The sequence below is a fragment of the Rhodopseudomonas sp. genome (assembly GCF_048594845.1).
Lineage (GTDB): Bacteria > Pseudomonadota > Alphaproteobacteria > Rhizobiales > Xanthobacteraceae > Rhodopseudomonas.
Genome location: NZ_JBMDXE010000321.1, coordinates 1 through 16,163, shown reverse-complemented (window position 1 = coordinate 16,163; position 16,163 = coordinate 1). Strand labels below are relative to the sequence as shown.

Here is a 16,163-nt window from a genome sequence, read left to right as displayed (position 1 = left end):
ACTGCTCCATTCCGCCCGCACGATGTCGAGAAATTCGCTGGTCCGCGCATAACGCTCGTCCTTGTCGGGCACGGTGTTGCCGTCGTGGACGAGCTCGGCGTGATCGCCGCCGGTGATCACGTTCAGCGAAATGCGGCCCTTGGTGAGATGATCGAGCGTCGCGAATTGCCGCGCGAACACCGTCGGCGCGGTGAAGCCGGGACGCTGTGCGATGAACACGTTGAGCCGCTGGGTGACGCCGGCGATGTGCTGACCGACCTGCAGCGGATCGGGCAGATCGGAGTGAAACGCCAGGAGCGCGCGGTCGAAGCCGGCATTCTCGTGCGCCTTGGCGACGGTTTCGACATGATCGATATCGAGCACCGGACCTGAGCGCACGATGGTTTCCGACGAATTGTTGTTGCCGATGAATCCGATGAATTCGAGAGCCATGTGTCCTCCTTGCGATGTTGTCAGATGCCGAGCGCGGCGCGGCCGGCGGCGAGCTTGATGGAGTCGTCCTGCGGGGTGTGGACGCGGCCGCACAACACGTCGCGATAGTGCCGCTCGAGCGGATTGCGGCGCGACAGGCCGTGATTGCTCGACAGCGACAGCGCGGTCTGCACCGCCTCGATAGCGTTGGTCGTCACCGTCAGCTTGACGGCGTGTGCGTCGGAAACCGCGACGCCGCCGAGATCCTGCTCGGCGGCCGCGGTTTCGATCAGCCGTGTGTTCACGGCGAGCCGGACCTCGATGTCGCCGAGCGCCTCCTGGGCGCGCGGCAACGTCGCCAGCGCGGCGCCGAGATTGGCCGGTTTGCGCTGCTGCAGAAACTCGACCAGCCAGCTTCGCGCGGCGCGCGCGACGCCGTCGTAGATCGCGGCGATGAACAGGCTGTGCACGGCGTTCTGCACCGCGTTCGGCGTTTGCCATTCGGCCGGCGGGCGAACGTCGATCGCGTGATCGAGCGCCACGCGGACCTGGTCGAAGACAATGTCGTGGCTGCCGCTGGCGCGCTGGCCGAGATGATCCCAGGTCTCGACGATCGTCGTGCCCGGCAGTCCCGCCGGCACCAGGAACGTGCCGACGCGTGGCTCGGGCTCGTCGGTCCTGGCCCAGACGAGATAGTACTTCAGGATCGGCGCGCCGGTGGAATAGATCTTCCGGCCCGACAAGAGCCAGTGGTCGCCTTGCCGCGACGCCGTTGTGGCGGGTAGTCCGCCGCGCGCGGGCGACCCGAGCTCCGGTTCGACCCGCAGCGCGTTGATCAGCGCCACGCCGCGCACCGACTTGGCCGACAGCCGCCGTGCGAGATGCAGCGGAAAGCGGTCGTCGCGCTGCAGCAGATAGTGCTGGATGTAGTGCATCGACAGCACCAGTGCGGTGGCGGCGTCGCCCTGCGCGATGAGTCCGAGCACGCGTACCAGTTCCAGCGCCCCGGCCCCCTGGCCGCCGAAGCCACGCGCGACCGGCAGCGCGAGCAGTCCCGCCTCGGACAGCCGGCCAAAATTCTCGAACGGGAAGCTGGCGTCGCGATCGTGTTCCGCGGCCCGCGCTGCAAACTCGGCCACAAGCAAACGCGCATGATCAAGGGGTCCGATTGCGGCGTCCATCACGGTGCCCCCGCTGCGGGCAGCCGAGATCGTTCGGCCGCGCAACCCCGCGCAGCCGGGATCGGTTCGCCCGGTGTTGGTGATCAGATCAGGGCCGCCCTTGCTGCAATGATGCAGCGTCAGTGAGGTCGGCTGATGCAGCGAATGATGCGGACAGGTTTGATCGAGGTCAATGAAATGGATTTTCGAATGTCATTGGCAAAACAGAGAACCGTTTCGATCGGGCCGTCGTCACGAGACGCTTTGACTTCGCATGATAGAAAAGCTTGCCGTGATATAATGCACTCAAAGCAGGCCGACGCCGCCTTGTCGCCGCCTCATCGAGAAAGGATCGAACATGCGCAGCCTGTTTCTGCTGACGATGCTAGCCGCGATCGGCCTGTCCTCGGCCGCCGAGGCCCGGGACTATCCGGTCTGCCTGCGGGTCTATCTGAACTATCACGACTGGTACGACGAGTGCAGCTACGACACCATGCAGCAGTGCCGGATGTCGGCCTCCGGCCGCGCCGCGGAGTGCATGACCAACCCGTGGTACAAGGCGCCTGAGCCGCGCAAGAAGCCACGACGCTCCCACCAGCAGCGGGGCTGAACGGCGGAGCGAAATCGCGCGAGGGCTGCGCCCCACCCAACCACGTCATCACCCGGCTTGACCGGGCGACCCAGTATTCCAAAGCGTCGCGGTTAAGTAACAGCCGCTGGGGATACTAGATCACCCGCATTCGCGGGTGATGACGACACGTAATTTGGTCGTCGTCTCTCCCCACGTCATGCCCGGGCTTGTCCCGGGCATCCACGCCTTGCGGCAGGTGCTTCGATAAAGACGTAGATGGCCGGGACAAGCCCGGCCATGACGGATCGTGACGAAGAGTACCACTTAGCGAGCGACTGCTCGGGCGGTGACGACAGACCCTGCCGCCTACTCCAGCTCCACCACCACGCCGTCTTCCAGCGACACGCGGCGGTCCATGCGGCCGGCGAGTTCCATGTTGTGGGTGGCAATCAGCATCGACACCTGGGTGGCGCGCACCAACTGCATGAGCGCCTGGAAGACATGGTCGGCGGTGTGGGGATCGAGGTTGCCGGTCGGCTCGTCGGCGAACAGCACGCGGGGCGCGTTGGCGACCGCGCGGGCAATCGCGACGCGCTGCTGCTCACCGCCGGACAGCTCGGCGGGGCGATGGGTGATGCGGTCGCCGAGGCCGAGATAGGCCAGGATTTCCTTGGAGCGGCTGATGGTTTCGCTGCGCTTCAGGCCGCGGATCATCTGCGGCATCATCACGTTTTCCAGCGCGGTGAATTCCGGCAGCAGCCGGTGCGACTGGTAGACGAAGCCGATATCGGTGCGGCGGATCTGGGTGCGCTCGGCGTCGGACAGCGCCGAGGTCGCGGTGCCGCCGACATAGACCTCGCCCTCGTCGGGATGCTCGAGCAGCCCCGCGATGTGCAGCAGCGTCGACTTGCCGGAGCCGGACGGCGCCACCAGCGCGACCGACTGCCCGGCCCATAGCGCCAGCTTGGCGCCGTTGAGGATCGTCAGCTGCGCTTCGCCCTGAACGTATTGCCGCTTGATGTCGTGCAGATACACGACCGGGATGTCTTCCGCGCCCTGATCCAGATCCTGCCCCATGTCCGTCGTCTCACTCATAGCGGAGCGCATCCACGGGATCGAGCCGCGCCGCGCGCCACGACGGATACAGCGTCGCCAGGAACGACAGCGTCAGCGCCATGATCACCACCGCGCTGGTCTCCGCGAAATCCACCTCGGCGGGCAGCTTCGACAGGAAGTACAGCTCCGGCGAGAACAGCTCGGTATTGGTGACCCAGGACAGGAATTGCCGGATCGACTCGATGTTCATGCAGATCAGGAGGCCGACCGCGAAGCCGGTCAACGTGCCGACCACGCCAATCGCCGCGCCAGTGATCAGGAACACCCGCATGATCGAGCCCTGCGTCGCGCCCATCGTGCGCAGAATGGCGATGTCGCTGCCCTTGTCTTTCACCAGCATGATCAGGCCGGAGACGATGTTGAGCGCCGCCACCAGCACGATCAGCGTCAGGATCAGGAACATCACGTTGCGCTCGACCTGCAGCGCGTTGAAGAAGGTCGAGTTGCGCTGCCGCCAGTCGACCAGGAACACCGGGCGCCCGGCCGCTTCGGTCACCGCCTTGCGGAAGACGTCGATCTTGTCCGGATTCGTGGTGTAGACCTCGATCGCGGTGACGTCGTTGTTGCGGTTGAAGTAGGCCTGCGCCTCCTTCAGCGGCATGAACACGAAGGTCGAGTCGTATTCCGACATGCCGATCTCGAACACCGCCGCGACCTTGTAGGGCTTGATCCGCGGCGTGGTGCCCATCGGCGTGACGGCACCGCGCGGCGCAACCAGAGTGATGCTGTCACCGGCATGCAGCGACAGCTGATCGGCGAGCCGGCGGCCGATCGCGACGCCCTGGCCCTCGTCGAAGCCTTCGAGCGAGCCCTGCTTGATATGGTTGGCGATCGACGACAGGTTGTTGAGATCATCGGCGCGGATGCCACGCACGAAGACGCCCGACGCGTTGACCGGCGACGACGCCAGCGCCTGGCCGTCGACCACCGGCGCGGCCAGCTTGATGCCCGACACGCCGCTGATGCGGTCGGCGACGTCCTTCCAGTCGGTCAGCGGGCTTTCCAGCGGCTGCACCAGCAGGTGGCCGTTGAGGCCGAGAATCTTGTCGAGCAGTTCCTTGCGGAAACCGTTCATCACCGCCATCACGATGATCAGCGTCGCGACGCCGAGCATGATGCCGAGGAACGAGAATCCGGCGATCACCGAGATGAATCCCTCACGGCGGCGCGCACGGAGGTAACGCCCGGAGAGGAGCCACTCGAATGGCGCGAAGGGAGGAGTTCGAACTGGCTCAGTCATGCTGTGATCCATGCTCCGAATTTCACACGATTCGGGCTAATTTCAGCCGAGCCGCCAGTTGATTTTTACGGCGCCAATCGCGCCGCAGCCTCCGCCAGCGCGATCGACTCTTTCGATCCGTCACTGCGCCGCTTCAGTTCGATCTTGCCTTCGGCGAGCCCGCGCGGGCCGACATGCACCTGCCACGGAATGCCGATCAGGTCCGCGGTCGCGAACTTGGCGCCGGCGCGCTGGTCCGTGTCGTCGTACAGCACGTCGACGCCCTTTGCGGTCAGTTCCTTGTAGAGCTGCTCGCAGGCCGCGTCGGTCGCCGCATCGCCCTGCTTCAGGTTCAGGATGGTGACGCGGAACGGCGCCACCTCTTCCGGCCAGATGATGCCGTTGTCGTCGTGGCAGGCCTCGATGATCGCGCCGAGCAAGCGCGACACGCCGACGCCGTAGGAGCCGCCGTGGATCGGCGTGTCGGTGCCGTCCGGGCCGGCCACGTTGGCCTTCATCGACTCGGAATATTTAGTGCCGAAGTAGAAGATCTGGCCGACCTCGATGCCACGGGTCTGCAGCCGGTTGGCCTGGGGCACTTCGCTCTCGTAGCGCGCCGCCTCGTGGACGTCTTCGGTCGCCGCATAGACCGAGGTCCACTGCTTGATGATCGGAGTCAGGTCGCCGTCGTAGTCGACATTCTCGTCCGGCACCGGCAGGTTCAGGACGTCCTTGTCGCAATACACGCCGGACTCGCCGGTCTCGGCCAGCACGATGAATTCGTGGCTGAGATCGCCGCCGATCGGGCCGGTCTCGGCGCGCATCGGGATCGCCTTCAGGCCCATTCGGGCGAAGGTCCGCAAGTAAGCGACGAACATCTTGTTGTAGGACTTGCGCGCCGCCGCCTCGTCCACGTCGAAGGAATACGCATCCTTCATCAGGAATTCGCGACCGCGCATCACGCCGAAACGCGGGCGCTGCTCGTCGCGGAATTTCCATTGAATATGATAGAGATTCAGCGGCAGGCTCTTGTAGGACTTCACGTAGGCCCGGAAGATCTCGGTGATCATTTCCTCGTTGGTCGGGCCGTACAGCAGCTCGCGCTTATGCCGGTCGGCGATGCGCAGCATCTCCGGACCGTAGGCATCGTAACGGCCGCTCTCGCGCCACAGGTCGGCGAGCTGCAGCGTCGGCATCAAAAGCTCGATGGCGCCGGCGCGGTTCTGCTCCTCGCGGACGATCTGTTCGATCTTCTTGAGCACCCGATGGCCGAGCGGCAGCCAAGCGTAGATGCCGGCGGCTTCCTGCCGCAGCATGCCGGCGCGCAGCATCAGCCGGTGCGAGACGATCTCGGCCTCCTTCGGATTTTCCTTCAGGATCGGCAGGACGTAACGCGACAAACGCATGGGATTTGCTCGAGAATCAGGGGAAGCTGGATGTGGCGCCAGTGAAACCGGATCGGGCCGCAAAACACAAGGGCGGCCGTACGCAACTTTATGAAACCGCGGGCTGCTGCTCTTAGCATGCCCCACGCGCGGCGGGCACCCACCTATCGGATCACGACCGGCGCCTCGATAGTGACTTTCTCGAAATCGGAAATCAGGATGCCGAGGGTCAGGGTCCAGCTGCCCGGCAGCGGCGCGGACATCCGCCCCCGCCAAGACCCGTCCGATTGACGCTGCGCCTCGACACTGGCCGGCTCGACCCCAGCAACTGGGTTGGCCAGCGTCACCGTCACGCCCTGCGCGGACAGCGGCGCCTCGTCGGGCGTCTGCAACGCGATGGTAAACTCGACCGGCCCGGCGCGGTCGGGGGTCAGAGTCACGCCGGCCATCGCCCGCGTACCGTGGATGTGCACAAATACACTGTCGGTCACGGCGGCGCTGGGCGGCGAGTTGCGAGGCGGTGGCGTGAAGCGCCACAGACCGACCAGCCCCAGGATTGCCACAACAAGCACCAGCTCCGCCGCGATGCTCACGCGGATCGTTCGCACGGCCGACAAATCGCCGGCGAGCAGGAGCGGCGTCACTCTTGCGCGGTTCCACAGCGCCAGCCCGAGCAGCACCACGACCAGAGCCAGTTTGGCAATCAGCACCCGGCCGTAATCGCTCTGCCACAGCGCGCCGATCCGGCCGAGTTCGATCGCGGCCAAAGCGACGCCGCTGATCAGCAGCGCCACGACAGCCATAGGGATAGCCCGCGAGAACCGTCGCAAGATCGTTGGTGCCGCATCGCGCTGACCGACGGCCATCGCGAGCGGCACTAAGGCGCCGATCCACAGTGCCAGGCTGACGGCATGCACCCACACCGCAGTGCTAGCGAGCGTCCGCGGCTCGGCCGTCGCCGCATGGCCACTGACCGCGAACGCGGTGCCCAAGCTCACGACTGCACCAAGCGACAGCCATCGCGCGTTCCAGCCGCGCCAGCGCAGCGCTGCAAGCGCCAGCACGAAGGCAAGGCCCGCCAGCGTTGCGGCATCGCCGAACGACCCCGCCCCGCCGGCGCGCCACGCGGCGACGTCGCCGATCCGGCGCAGCGGCAGGTCGAGCGCATCGAGCCCCTGCAATCCGACCGATCCTATCAGCACGCCAAGACCAACCAGCGCAAGACTCGCGGTCACGGGCCTCGCGCCAGCGAGCGGTGCCGCCGAGATCCAGGCCAGAAACACGGTGACGCCGACCGCGATGAACAGCGAGAGTTCGACGGCGACCCGCGTCGCCCAGATTACTGCACGGCGCACCGGATCGTCCGGCACCACGATCGCCGGCAGCGCCGAGCCCGGCGCACCGATCCAGAACGTCAGCGAGCCGCCGATCGGGTGACCGTCCGCCGAGATCACTCGCCAGCTCAGCACATGGCCGCCCGGCGCGAGCGCAGCGGGTGGCGCAAAGCGCAGACTGGCGCCCTCCCGGGCGACGTCGGTGATGGTCTGCGATCCGCCTTTGGCGTCGATCAGATGCAGCGCCAGCGGTTCGACCGGCTCGTTAAAGGTCAGCGTCAGCATCGCCGGCGCAGTCGTCAGAACCGCCTCCGCACCCGGATCGCTAGTGATGAGGCTGGCATGAGCGTGTGCGAGCGCTGGTAGCAGCATGACGATGACGAGCGTCGCCAGCCAGCTCAGCCAGCCAGATGGACGCGATCGGGCGAGCCGCCCGATCACTGGTTTGTCGTCGGCTACGGACGCTGTCACGGCGCCTTCGGCTTGAGCCGCAGCCCCGGCGCCGGCTCTTTGAGGCCTTCGCCGCCCTGCCCGCCGGCCGGCTGTTCGATCCAGCGATGCACGCCCTTCTCGCATTCCTGCACGACCGGGAAGTACAACGTCTTGCCGGCCGCATCAGGCAGCTTCATCACCAGGCCGAAGGTGTCGTAGAGGTTGTCGGGCAACGGCCCGCCGCGCCAAGACACTTCGTCGACTGTCTCGGTGATGGTCTTGCCGTGCAGCTTCGGCTGCTCGCCTTCGATCTTGCGGGTCTTGATGTCGACGGTCCAGCCCGGCTTCATCTGCGGCTTCACCAACAGCACGCCGTCCGGGATCTTGATCCGGATTGCGATTGTGCCTGTGCCGTCGCAGCCATGCGGCACGCTGAGCGCAGTCTGGAAGTAATTGCCCGCGACGGCCTCGTTCGGCTGCAGCGTGACATGCGCCAGCGCCGGACCGGCGCCGAGCGCAGCGGCCACGCAGGCCGCCGCTCCGTATGCAAACGGCGCGCGCATCACTTCTTCATCCCATGGCCGCTGTGGTCCATCGTGCCGTGATCCATCTTCATCATGCTGCCGCCGGCATCGCCCGGCGCCTTGGCGCCGACGCCCTGGACGTCGAACGTCACCTGCACCTTGCCCGCCTTCTCGAACTGCAGCGTCACCGGCACCTTGTCGCCTTCCTTCAGCGGCGACTTCAGCTCCTGGAACATGATGTGATAGCCGCCCGGCGCGAGCTTGACAGTCTTGCCCGGTTCGATCGGAAGCCCCTTCTCGAGCATCCGCATCTTCATCACGCCGCCGTCCATCGACATCTCATGGATATCGACCTTGCCGGACACGTCGGCGGTGCCGGACAACAAACGGTCGGCGGTGGTGCCCTTGTTCTCGATGGTCAGATAGCCGCCGGCGACCTTGGCGCCGCCCGGCGTTGCACGGCTCCAGGCCTGGTCGATCACCAGGTCGCCGGCCTTGACTTCGGCCGCCTGCACGGCGGCGCTGGACAGCAGGCCGATGACGGCAGCGGACGCGAAGGCGCGGATAAGTTTGGTCATGGGAGTCCTCGATGAGGTTGTTGAAAGGATCGACGGGAGCCGACGAGACGCTGGATGCGTGCGTCGCCGGCTCGGTCTCGTGAATCGTCGTGAAAGGATGCAGCGCGGAGGCTGCAGGCGCGTGACGTCAGGCCGCCGTGGGCGGTGCGCGGGCCTGCGTACTGGCGCTGAGGCGTCGCATCGAAGGCGTAGCCTGACGATGCGGCCACGTCAGCCGATAATGGCTGCGTTCAAGGGTAACGAACGGCCGCGCTGTTTGGGCAGGAGGCGCAGCACCGCCGATGCCGACAGCGCAGATCGCGCAGCAGCCGCCGTCATGCGGCAAACCTGTGGCAGGCGCCCCGTCCTGCTCGGAGGCCATCGCAGAGCAGAGGTGGACGGCAGCAAACGGATCGGCGGCAGCGGAGGCAACGAAACGGATGGCTCCGATCGGCGACAGCAGCTGCACCAGCAGCGCGACCGCGAAGATCGGAATCATACGTTTCAGACATCGGCGCATCGCGGCCTGTCCTCCATGATGGCGCAATAACATGCAGTTTTACCGCTGTCGATTGCGGCCGACATCGCCGCCCGCGAGTGGCAAGGCGTCAGTTGCTCCCGCCAATTGCGTGCAAGTTGCGAGTTTCCGTTCATTTCGCCCGCCGCCTTAAATTTGAACATTCGTTGCCGTAAATGGTGACAAGTCAAAAAACTTCGGCTACCAATATGACAACAGGCTTAGCTGTAGGGCGAAAGTCTGGTGGTCCAAGTCTCGGGAGGAACCCTGACGCGCAACAATGTAGCGTCGCCCGTCAAACCAGAACAAAAAATTCAAAACATTCGGGAAAATATTAGGGTCGACAAGGTTTTCAGCAGGGCACCCGCCCTGCTTTTTCTTTTGTGCCGGCACTTCAGCGCCGCTCTTCTCAGTCACTCATTCGGCAGATCGGGCCGCCACTCGCCTGCCCGCGTTTAGCGCACTGTCGAAGCGGCGATTCGACTCGTTCACACCATGACGGAGTGATCGGTCATGCCTTCGGTGCCGAAGATTCTCAGATAGCGCCGCAGATCCACTTCGGGACCCGTGGCCTTGGTGGGATTGTCGGATAGCTTCACGGCCGGCCGTCCCGCGGCCTCGACCACCTTGCAGACCAACGACACCGGATCGAGGGCATTGCCCCCGTTCGGCGCGCAGCCGCGGAAATCGTTGGTGAGGTTGGTGCCCCAGCCGTAGCTGACGCGTACGCGATCCTTGAAGTGCCAGAACGAATGCTCGATCGAATCGATGTCCATGCCGTCGGAGAGGATCAGCAGCTTCTCCTTCGGGTCCCGACCGTTCGCCCGCCACCACTCGATAAGTTCGTCGCCGCCTTCAATCGGCGGCTTGCTGTCCGGACGCGCTCCGGTCCAATCCGCGACCCAGTCCGGCGCGTTGCGCAGGAACGAGGTGGTCCCGTAGGTGTCCGGCAGGATCACCAGAAGGTTGCCGTCGTACAGGTGCCGCCAGTCGTCGAGCACCGCGTAGCGCGACGCCGCAACGAGTTCGTCGTCATCGCCGGCGAGCGCCGCATAGACCATCGACAGTTCATGCGCGTTGGTGCCGATCGCCTCGGAGCCGATCTCCATCGCGACGTGCACGTTGCTGGTTCCGATGAACGCGTCGCCGATGCCCTCCTGCAGGGCTTCGCAGCACCACCTCTGCCACAGATAGCCGTGCCGGCGGCGAGTGCCGAAATCGCCGATCTTCAGCCGTCCCGACGTTCTCAACGCCTGCAGCCGCTCGACCTTGCCCCAGAGCTTGGCCTTGGCCCGCGCATACAACACGTCGAGTTCGAAGCGGCCCATATTGCGCATCGCCTTGCGGGCGCGCAGTTCGTTGATGATCGACAGCGCGGGAATTTCCCACATCGTGGTCAGCGGCCACGGCCCGGCGAACCGCAACTCGTACTGCCCATCGCGGACTTCGACTTCATAGTCCGGCAGCGCGAAGGTCTCGAGCCAGGACAGAAACTCCGGCCGGAAGATCTGTTTCTTGCCGTAGAACGTGTTGCCGGCGAGCCAGATCATCTCGCGCTTCGACAGCCGCAGCGTTCGCGCGTGATCGAGCTGCGCCCGCAATTCGCCGATGTCGATCTCGTCGGCGATCCGCACCGACTTGGTGCGGTTGATCACGCCGAAAGTCACCGGGGTGTCGCGATGCTTCATCCAGATGAGCTGCAGCATCAGCAGCTTGTAGAAATCTGTGTCGAGCAGCGTGCGGACGACCGGGTCCATCCGGTAGTTGTGGTTGTGGACCCTGGTGGCGATATCGGTGAAGCTCATACGGGAAGCCCTTGAAGTTCGGGGCTGGCGGTGCCGCATCGCGCAGATCGAGCCACCCCGATCGATCCGCTCCCTGGTCGAGGATCACTCTCGAGTTTGCATCTCACAGATTGCAAACTCGTCGGTGAGTTGGAGATTCAGGCCGTCATCAGTAAGTGCGATCGATCGCCAAGCCTTTTCATGAAACGGACCGCCCTAGAGCGGGATGCCCATCAGCTTGACGATCCGATCGATGCCGAGCCAGCCAGCCCGATAGGCGTAGAGCGCGACCGCGAAGATCACCGCCGAGATCAACGTGGTCCACAACGCCTTGCGGACCATCAGCGCCGCGACTGGCGCACCCGGATCGGTGCCGTCGATCTCGTCGCTGCTGTGCCCGGCCTCCGCGCGATTGCGGACGCCGAACGGCAGGGCGACGAACAGCACGACCCACCACAGCACGAAGTAGATCGCCAGCAGGCTGCCGATCTGGCTGATCATGACTTAAGACTGCTCGATCTCGACCAGCGCGCCCGAGAAGTCCTTCGGGTGCAGGAACAGCACCGGCTTGCCGTGGGCGCCGATCTTCGGCTGGCCGTCGCCGAGGACGCGCGCGCCCTCTTTGACCAGCGTGTCGCGCGCCGCGATGATATCCGGCACTTCGTAGCAGACGTGATGAATGCCGCCGTCGGCGTTGCGATCGAGAAACTTGGCGATCGGCGAAGTTTCGCCGAGCGGCTGAATGAATTCGATCTTGGTGTTCGGCAGCGTCACGAACACGGTGATCACGCCGTGCTCCGGCAGCGGCACCGCATCGGAAATCTCGGCCTGAAAGGCGCTGCCGTAGATCTTGGCGGCCGAAACCGCATCCTTCACCGCAATCGCCACGTGATTGAGCCGCCCGAGCATCACACCGTCTCCGTCGTTGTTTCTTGTCGTTGAGGTTTCTTGTCGCGTTGTCAGGCTTCGGTTCTGAGCGAAACAGCCCCGAAACTCCAGCCCTTATTTTGTCGCGTAATCGGCGGCCGCAGCGGTGCCGCAGTGCGGAAAACGCAACCTCCCAGCTCCTCAGGGCCGGGCTCACCCTGCCCTGACGGCAAGCTACGCCGTCAGCACGTGAACGACGCAGAGCGGTTTCTTGCCCCAATGCTGCTGGATGACCGAGCGCACGGTGCGACGGACGGATTCCGCGACGGCGTCCGCATCCCGCCGCTTGGCTCGCGGCAGGCCTTCGACCGTCGCGACCACAGCGTCGAACACGATATCGTCGAGCGGCTCCCCGCCACTGTTGTTCTCCGGCACACCGATCAGCTCGACTTCCGGATCATCGACCAGTTCGCCCGCCTCGGTCATCGCCAGCGCCACCACGGCGCAGCCGGCGAACGCCAGCTTGCGGCGTTCGACGACGGCGCGCGATTTCTCCTCTTCGAGGATGCTGCCGTCCTTGTAGAGACGGCCGGCCGGCAATTGCTCGATGATCGCGGGATCGCCCGGGCCGAGCCGGATCATATCGCCGTTGCGACAGGTCATCACCTTCGGCACGCCCATCTGCCGCGCGAGCTTGGCGTGCTCGTTGAGATGCAGCGCTTCGCCATGCACCGGGATCAGCAGCTGCGGCCGTACCCAGGAGATCATCTCGCGCAGTTCGTCGCGCCGCGGATGGCCGGAGACGTGCACGAGGTGATCGCGATCGGTGATCACCTCGATGCCCTGATTGACCAGGCCGTTGATGATGCTGCCGACCGCCTTCTCGTTGCCCGGGATGGTGCGCGACGAGAAGATCACGCAATCGCCCTTGTTCAGAGTGACTTCCGGATGATCGTCGCGCGCGATCCGGGCCAGCGCGGCGCGCGGCTCGCCCTGGCTGCCGGTGCACAGCGCCAGCACCTTGTCCGGCGGGAAATGCCCATAGTACTCCGGCCCGCGGAAACTCGGCACGCCGTCGAGATAGCCGCACTCGCGGGCGACGTTCGAGACGCGGTCCATCGCCCGGCCGACCAGCACCACCTCGCGGCCAGCCGCCTTCGCGGCATCGGCGACGGCGCGGATGCGGCCGACGTTGGACGCGAATGTCGTGACGGCAACGCGGCCCTTGGCGGATTTGATCAAGCCGGTGAGCGAGACACCAACTTCGGATTCCGAAGGCGACCGGCCATCACGCACCGCGTTGGTGCTATCACCGATCAGCGCCAGCACGCCCTCGTCGCCGAGTTCGCGCAGCCGCTTCTCGTCGGTGGGCGGCCCGACGACCGGCGTCGGATCGATCTTCCAGTCGCCGGTGTGCAGCACGGTGCCGACCGACGTGCGGATTGCCAGCGCGTGGCTTTCCGGGATCGAGTGGGCGACCGGAATGAATTCGACGCTGAACGGCCCGAGATCGATCGTGCCGCCGGACGGCACCTCGGTGATCGGGATCTTCAGCGTGGTGCGTTCGGCCGCGAGCTTGGCGGCGAATAGCGAGGCGCTGAACTTGGTGGCGTAGATCGGGCATTTCAGCTTCGGCCACAAATCGATGATCGCGCCGAAATGATCCTCGTGGGCGTGGGTCAGCACGATGCCGACGAGGTTCTTCTTTTCTTTCTCGAGGAAGCGGATGTCCGGCATGATCAGATCGATGCCGGGCAGATGCTCCTCGTCGCCGAACGACACGCCGAGGTCGACTGCGAGCCAGCTGCGCTGAGCGCGATTACCAAGGCCGTAGATCGACAGGTTCATGCCGATCTCGCCGACGCCGCCCAGCGGTGCGAAAAAGAGTTCGTCGGGTCGTGCCATTACGCGGCTCCTGATGACGCAGCCGAGCGGAAATACACGTCCCCGGCGGAGATCGGTACCCTCCTTCCGTCGGCGGTGCGAACGATGAGGCAGCCGGTGTCGTCGATGGTTTCGAAAATGCCTTCGATGGTGGTCGAACCGGACTGGATCGAGACCGGCTCACCGAGCCGGGTCGCCCGTGCCAGCCACTGCTTGCGGATCTCGCCGAAGCCCCGGCCCTCGTCCCAGGTCCCGCGGATCTCCATCCAGGCGTCGGACAGCGCCGCGAACAGATCTTCGGCGCTGACCTGGATGCCGAGGCTGTGCAGCGACGCGGCAGGATACGGCGTATCGTCCGGCGCGGCGACCACGTTAGTCCCCATGCCGACCACCACGGCAAGCCGGTCGGCGCCGACGTTTTCCGCCTCGAGCAGAATGCCGGTGAGCTTCTTGCCGTCGGCCAGCACGTCGTTCGGCCATTTCAGATAGAACCCGGCAGAGGCGCCTCCGCGCGCCCGAGCCTCAAAGCTGACCTGCTGTAGCGCGCGCTCGAGCGCCAGCCCGGCGGCAAAGCTGAGCGTCGCCGCGACACTCGGCGACACCCTCATGACCTCGAGCACGGAGGCGGCGAGATTGCCCCGCGGGGCAATCCAGGCGCGCTGGCGACGGCCGCGGCCTGACGTCTGCTCGGTGGTGACGAACCAGATCGGGCCGCTCTCCCCGGCCCGCGCCTGCGCCAATGCCTCGGTGTTGGTGGAGCCGATGGAGTCGAAAGCGGCGAGCTTGTAGCCCGCCGCTTCGGCCTTCGACCCGAGGCGCAACGCCATCCTAGAACAGCGACTTTGCTGCCGCGGTGGCCGCATTCACCAGCGGCGCCGGATAGATGAAGAACAGCAGGTTGAAAAGGCCAGCGACCGCCAGCACGCCGCGCAGTTCCGGGCGCACCCGGTCGATGCCCGGCGCCGGCTCGTCGAAATACATCACCTTGATGATCGCCAGATAGTAGTAGGCGCCGATCACGCTGGTCACGACGCCGATCACCGCCAGCGCGAACAAGCCGGCCTTGATGGCCGCCATGAACACGTAGAACTTGGCGAAGAAGCCGGCGAGCGGCGGAATGCCGGCCATCGAGAACAGCAGCATCGCGAAGAAGAACGCGAGCGCTGGATTGGTGCGCGACAGGCCGGCGAAATCGCTGATGTTCTCGACATGCAGGCCGTTGCGGCGCATCGACAGCACCACGGCGAACGCGCCCAGGGTCATCGCCACGTAGATCGAGATGTAGACGATCACGCCCTGCGCGCCTTCGACGGTGCCGGCCGACAGGCCGACCAGCGCGAAGCCGATATGGCCGATCGCCGAATAGGCCATCAGGCGCTTGATGTTCTTCTGGCCGATCGCCGCGAACGAGCCGAGCGCCATCGAGGCAATCGCTACGAACACCACGATCTGCTGCCACTGCGGCACGATGCCGGGGAACGCCGTCAGCGTCACGCGGGTGAAGATCGCCAGGCCGGCGACCTTCGGGGCCGACGCGAAGAACGCGGTGACCGGGGTCGGCGCGCCCTCGTACACGTCCGGCGTCCACATGTGGAACGGCACGGCCGAGACCTTGAAGCACAGCGCCGCGAGCAGGAAGACGAGACCGAACACCAAGCCGATATTGCCGTCCTTGGCCGCGACGGCGATACCCGAGAATTGCACGGTGCCGGTGAAGCCGTAGATCAGCGAGGCGCCGTACAGCAGCATGCCGGACGACAGCGCGCCGAGGATGAAATACTTCATGCCGGCTTCGTTGGACTTGGCGTCCTCGCGGTTGCTGGCGGCGACGACGTAGAGCGCGAGGCTCATCAGTTCGAGGCCAAGATACAGCATGATCAGGTCGCCGGCCGAGATCAGCAGCATCATGCCGGCCGACGACAGCAGCACCAGGATGGCGTATTCGAACATCCGCTTCGACGGATTGGCCAGGTTCTCGGCCGACAGGATCAGCGTCACCGCCGAGCCGATCAGCGCCAGCACTTTCAGGAAGCGGGCGAAGTCGTCGACGATGAAGCTGCCGCCGAAGGTGACCAACTTGCCGGCCGGCAGCATCACCACCATTGCGCCGACCACGATCAGCAGCACCACGGCGAGCGTCGCGACGAGGCCGGTGGTGCGCGGGCCGCGATAGGCGCCCAGCATCAGCAGCAGCATCGCGCCGACCACCAAGACGATTTCCGGCAGGATCGGAACCAGCGAATAACCGGCGATATCCATATTCATAGCGTGCAGTCCTTGCCGGTTATGGGAGCGCAGCTGCCTTCACGGCAGTCGCGACGGCGGCGTATTGGTTGACGAGGTGCTGGACCGAAGCGGCCGACATGTCGAGGATCGGCTTCGGGTAGAAGCCGAACAGGATG

The 16,163-nt window shown here is 65.2% G+C and carries 16 protein-coding genes; 1 reads left to right on the top strand and 15 read right to left on the bottom strand.

Going from position 1 to position 16,163, the window contains the following annotated elements; all coding sequences use genetic code 11:
* A partial coding sequence (locus ACOJTD_RS21510) for an LLM class flavin-dependent oxidoreductase (protein WP_420134895.1) occupies nucleotides 1–432 on the bottom strand: 432 nt, incomplete at its 3' end.
* Nucleotides 433–452: 20 nt separating this feature from the next.
* Nucleotides 453–1,592 carry an acyl-CoA dehydrogenase family protein gene (locus ACOJTD_RS21505; RefSeq protein WP_420134894.1) on the bottom strand — a complete coding sequence of 380 codons (1,140 nt, stop codon included), beginning with the start codon at nucleotides 1,590–1,592 and terminating at the stop codon, nucleotides 453–455.
* Between the two features lie 337 nt (nucleotides 1,593–1,929).
* Between ACOJTD_RS21505 and ACOJTD_RS21500 the strand changes: the two genes are divergently transcribed.
* Complete coding sequence (locus ACOJTD_RS21500) at nucleotides 1,930–2,181, top strand: DUF3551 domain-containing protein (RefSeq protein WP_420134893.1); 252 nt, start codon at nucleotides 1,930–1,932, stop codon at nucleotides 2,179–2,181.
* A gap of 327 nt (nucleotides 2,182–2,508) precedes the next feature.
* On the opposite strand, the gene ACOJTD_RS21495 is transcribed toward ACOJTD_RS21500, so the two are convergent.
* The 13 genes from ACOJTD_RS21495 to nuoN form a co-directional block, all read right to left on the bottom strand.
* Nucleotides 2,509–3,207 (bottom strand): ABC transporter ATP-binding protein, encoded by a 699-nt coding sequence (locus ACOJTD_RS21495; protein ID WP_420134896.1) that lies wholly within the window; start codon nucleotides 3,205–3,207, stop codon nucleotides 2,509–2,511.
* A 22-nt stretch (nucleotides 3,208–3,229) separates the two neighbouring features.
* Complete coding sequence (locus ACOJTD_RS21490) at nucleotides 3,230–4,510, bottom strand: lipoprotein-releasing ABC transporter permease subunit (RefSeq protein WP_420134892.1); 1,281 nt, start codon at nucleotides 4,508–4,510, stop codon at nucleotides 3,230–3,232.
* A gap of 53 nt (nucleotides 4,511–4,563) precedes the next feature.
* Nucleotides 4,564–5,883, bottom strand: a complete 1,320-nt coding sequence (gene proS / locus ACOJTD_RS21485) for a proline--tRNA ligase (protein WP_420134891.1) — start codon at nucleotides 5,881–5,883, stop codon at nucleotides 4,564–4,566.
* Nucleotides 5,884–6,026: 143 nt separating this feature from the next.
* Nucleotides 6,027–7,667 carry a copper resistance CopC/CopD family protein gene (locus tag ACOJTD_RS21480; RefSeq protein ID WP_420134890.1) on the bottom strand — a complete coding sequence of 547 codons (1,641 nt, stop codon included), beginning with the start codon at nucleotides 7,665–7,667 and terminating at the stop codon, nucleotides 6,027–6,029.
* Nucleotides 7,664–8,191: a YcnI family protein gene (locus tag ACOJTD_RS21475; protein WP_420134889.1), complete on the bottom strand. Its 528-nt coding sequence runs from the start codon at nucleotides 8,189–8,191 to the stop codon at nucleotides 7,664–7,666. The genes ACOJTD_RS21480 and ACOJTD_RS21475 overlap by 4 nt, the downstream gene beginning before the upstream one ends.
* A complete protein-coding gene (locus ACOJTD_RS21470) occupies nucleotides 8,191–8,730 on the bottom strand; it encodes a copper chaperone PCu(A)C (RefSeq protein ID WP_420134888.1) in 540 nt (179 codons plus the stop codon). Before ACOJTD_RS21470 ends, ACOJTD_RS21475 begins: the two co-directional genes overlap by 1 nt.
* Before the next feature lie 127 nt (nucleotides 8,731–8,857).
* Nucleotides 8,858–9,208, bottom strand: a complete 351-nt coding sequence (locus tag ACOJTD_RS21465) for a DUF2946 family protein (protein WP_420134887.1) — start codon at nucleotides 9,206–9,208, stop codon at nucleotides 8,858–8,860.
* A gap of 506 nt (nucleotides 9,209–9,714) precedes the next feature.
* A complete protein-coding gene (locus ACOJTD_RS21460; RefSeq protein WP_420134886.1) occupies nucleotides 9,715–11,031 on the bottom strand; it encodes a nicotinate phosphoribosyltransferase in 1,317 nt (438 codons plus the stop codon).
* A gap of 195 nt (nucleotides 11,032–11,226) precedes the next feature.
* The gene (locus tag ACOJTD_RS21455) at nucleotides 11,227–11,511 is read right to left on the bottom strand and encodes a DUF1467 family protein (protein ID WP_420134885.1); all 285 of its coding nucleotides are present in this window, start codon (nucleotides 11,509–11,511) and stop codon (nucleotides 11,227–11,229) included.
* A 3-nt stretch (nucleotides 11,512–11,514) separates the two neighbouring features.
* Entirely contained in the window at nucleotides 11,515–11,919 is a 405-nt protein-coding gene (gene mce, locus ACOJTD_RS21450; RefSeq protein ID WP_420134884.1) for a methylmalonyl-CoA epimerase, read from the bottom strand.
* Nucleotides 11,920–12,111: 192 nt separating this feature from the next.
* Complete coding sequence (locus tag ACOJTD_RS21445) at nucleotides 12,112–13,782, bottom strand: ribonuclease J (protein ID WP_420134883.1); 1,671 nt, start codon at nucleotides 13,780–13,782, stop codon at nucleotides 12,112–12,114.
* Nucleotides 13,782–14,588 (bottom strand): biotin--[acetyl-CoA-carboxylase] ligase, encoded by an 807-nt coding sequence (locus ACOJTD_RS21440; protein ID WP_420134882.1) that lies wholly within the window; start codon nucleotides 14,586–14,588, stop codon nucleotides 13,782–13,784. Before ACOJTD_RS21440 ends, ACOJTD_RS21445 begins: the two co-directional genes overlap by 1 nt.
* A gap of 1 nt (nucleotide 14,589) precedes the next feature.
* Nucleotides 14,590–16,026, bottom strand: coding sequence for an NADH-quinone oxidoreductase subunit NuoN (nuoN, locus tag ACOJTD_RS21435; protein ID WP_420134881.1), 1,437 nt, complete (start codon nucleotides 16,024–16,026; stop codon nucleotides 14,590–14,592).
* Nucleotides 16,027–16,163 lie beyond the last annotated feature (137 nt).

Bases quoted from the DNA above. Each gene is read 5' to 3' on its own strand.
- ACOJTD_RS21505 (WP_420134894.1), bottom strand. From the start codon at position 1,592: ATGGACGCCGCAATCGGACCCCTTGATCATGCGCGTTTGCTTGTGGCC.
- ACOJTD_RS21500 (WP_420134893.1), top strand. From the start codon at position 1,930: ATGCGCAGCCTGTTTCTGCTGACGATGCTAGCCGCGATCGGCCTGTCC.
- ACOJTD_RS21490 (WP_420134892.1), bottom strand. From the start codon at position 4,510: ATGGATCACAGCATGACTGAGCCAGTTCGAACTCCTCCCTTCGCGCCA.
- proS (WP_420134891.1), bottom strand. From the start codon at position 5,883: ATGCGTTTGTCGCGTTACGTCCTGCCGATCCTGAAGGAAAATCCGAAG.
- ACOJTD_RS21475 (WP_420134889.1), bottom strand. From the start codon at position 8,191: ATGCGCGCGCCGTTTGCATACGGAGCGGCGGCCTGCGTGGCCGCTGCG.
- ACOJTD_RS21470 (WP_420134888.1), bottom strand. From the start codon at position 8,730: ATGACCAAACTTATCCGCGCCTTCGCGTCCGCTGCCGTCATCGGCCTG.
- ACOJTD_RS21465 (WP_420134887.1), bottom strand. From the start codon at position 9,208: ATGATTCCGATCTTCGCGGTCGCGCTGCTGGTGCAGCTGCTGTCGCCG.
- ACOJTD_RS21460 (WP_420134886.1), bottom strand. From the start codon at position 11,031: ATGAGCTTCACCGATATCGCCACCAGGGTCCACAACCACAACTACCGG.
- ACOJTD_RS21455 (WP_420134885.1), bottom strand. From the start codon at position 11,511: ATGATCAGCCAGATCGGCAGCCTGCTGGCGATCTACTTCGTGCTGTGG.
- mce (WP_420134884.1), bottom strand. From the start codon at position 11,919: ATGCTCGGGCGGCTCAATCACGTGGCGATTGCGGTGAAGGATGCGGTT.
- ACOJTD_RS21445 (WP_420134883.1), bottom strand. From the start codon at position 13,782: ATGGCACGACCCGACGAACTCTTTTTCGCACCGCTGGGCGGCGTCGGC.
- ACOJTD_RS21440 (WP_420134882.1), bottom strand. From the start codon at position 14,588: ATGGCGTTGCGCCTCGGGTCGAAGGCCGAAGCGGCGGGCTACAAGCTC.
- nuoN (WP_420134881.1), bottom strand. From the start codon at position 16,026: ATGAATATGGATATCGCCGGTTATTCGCTGGTTCCGATCCTGCCGGAA.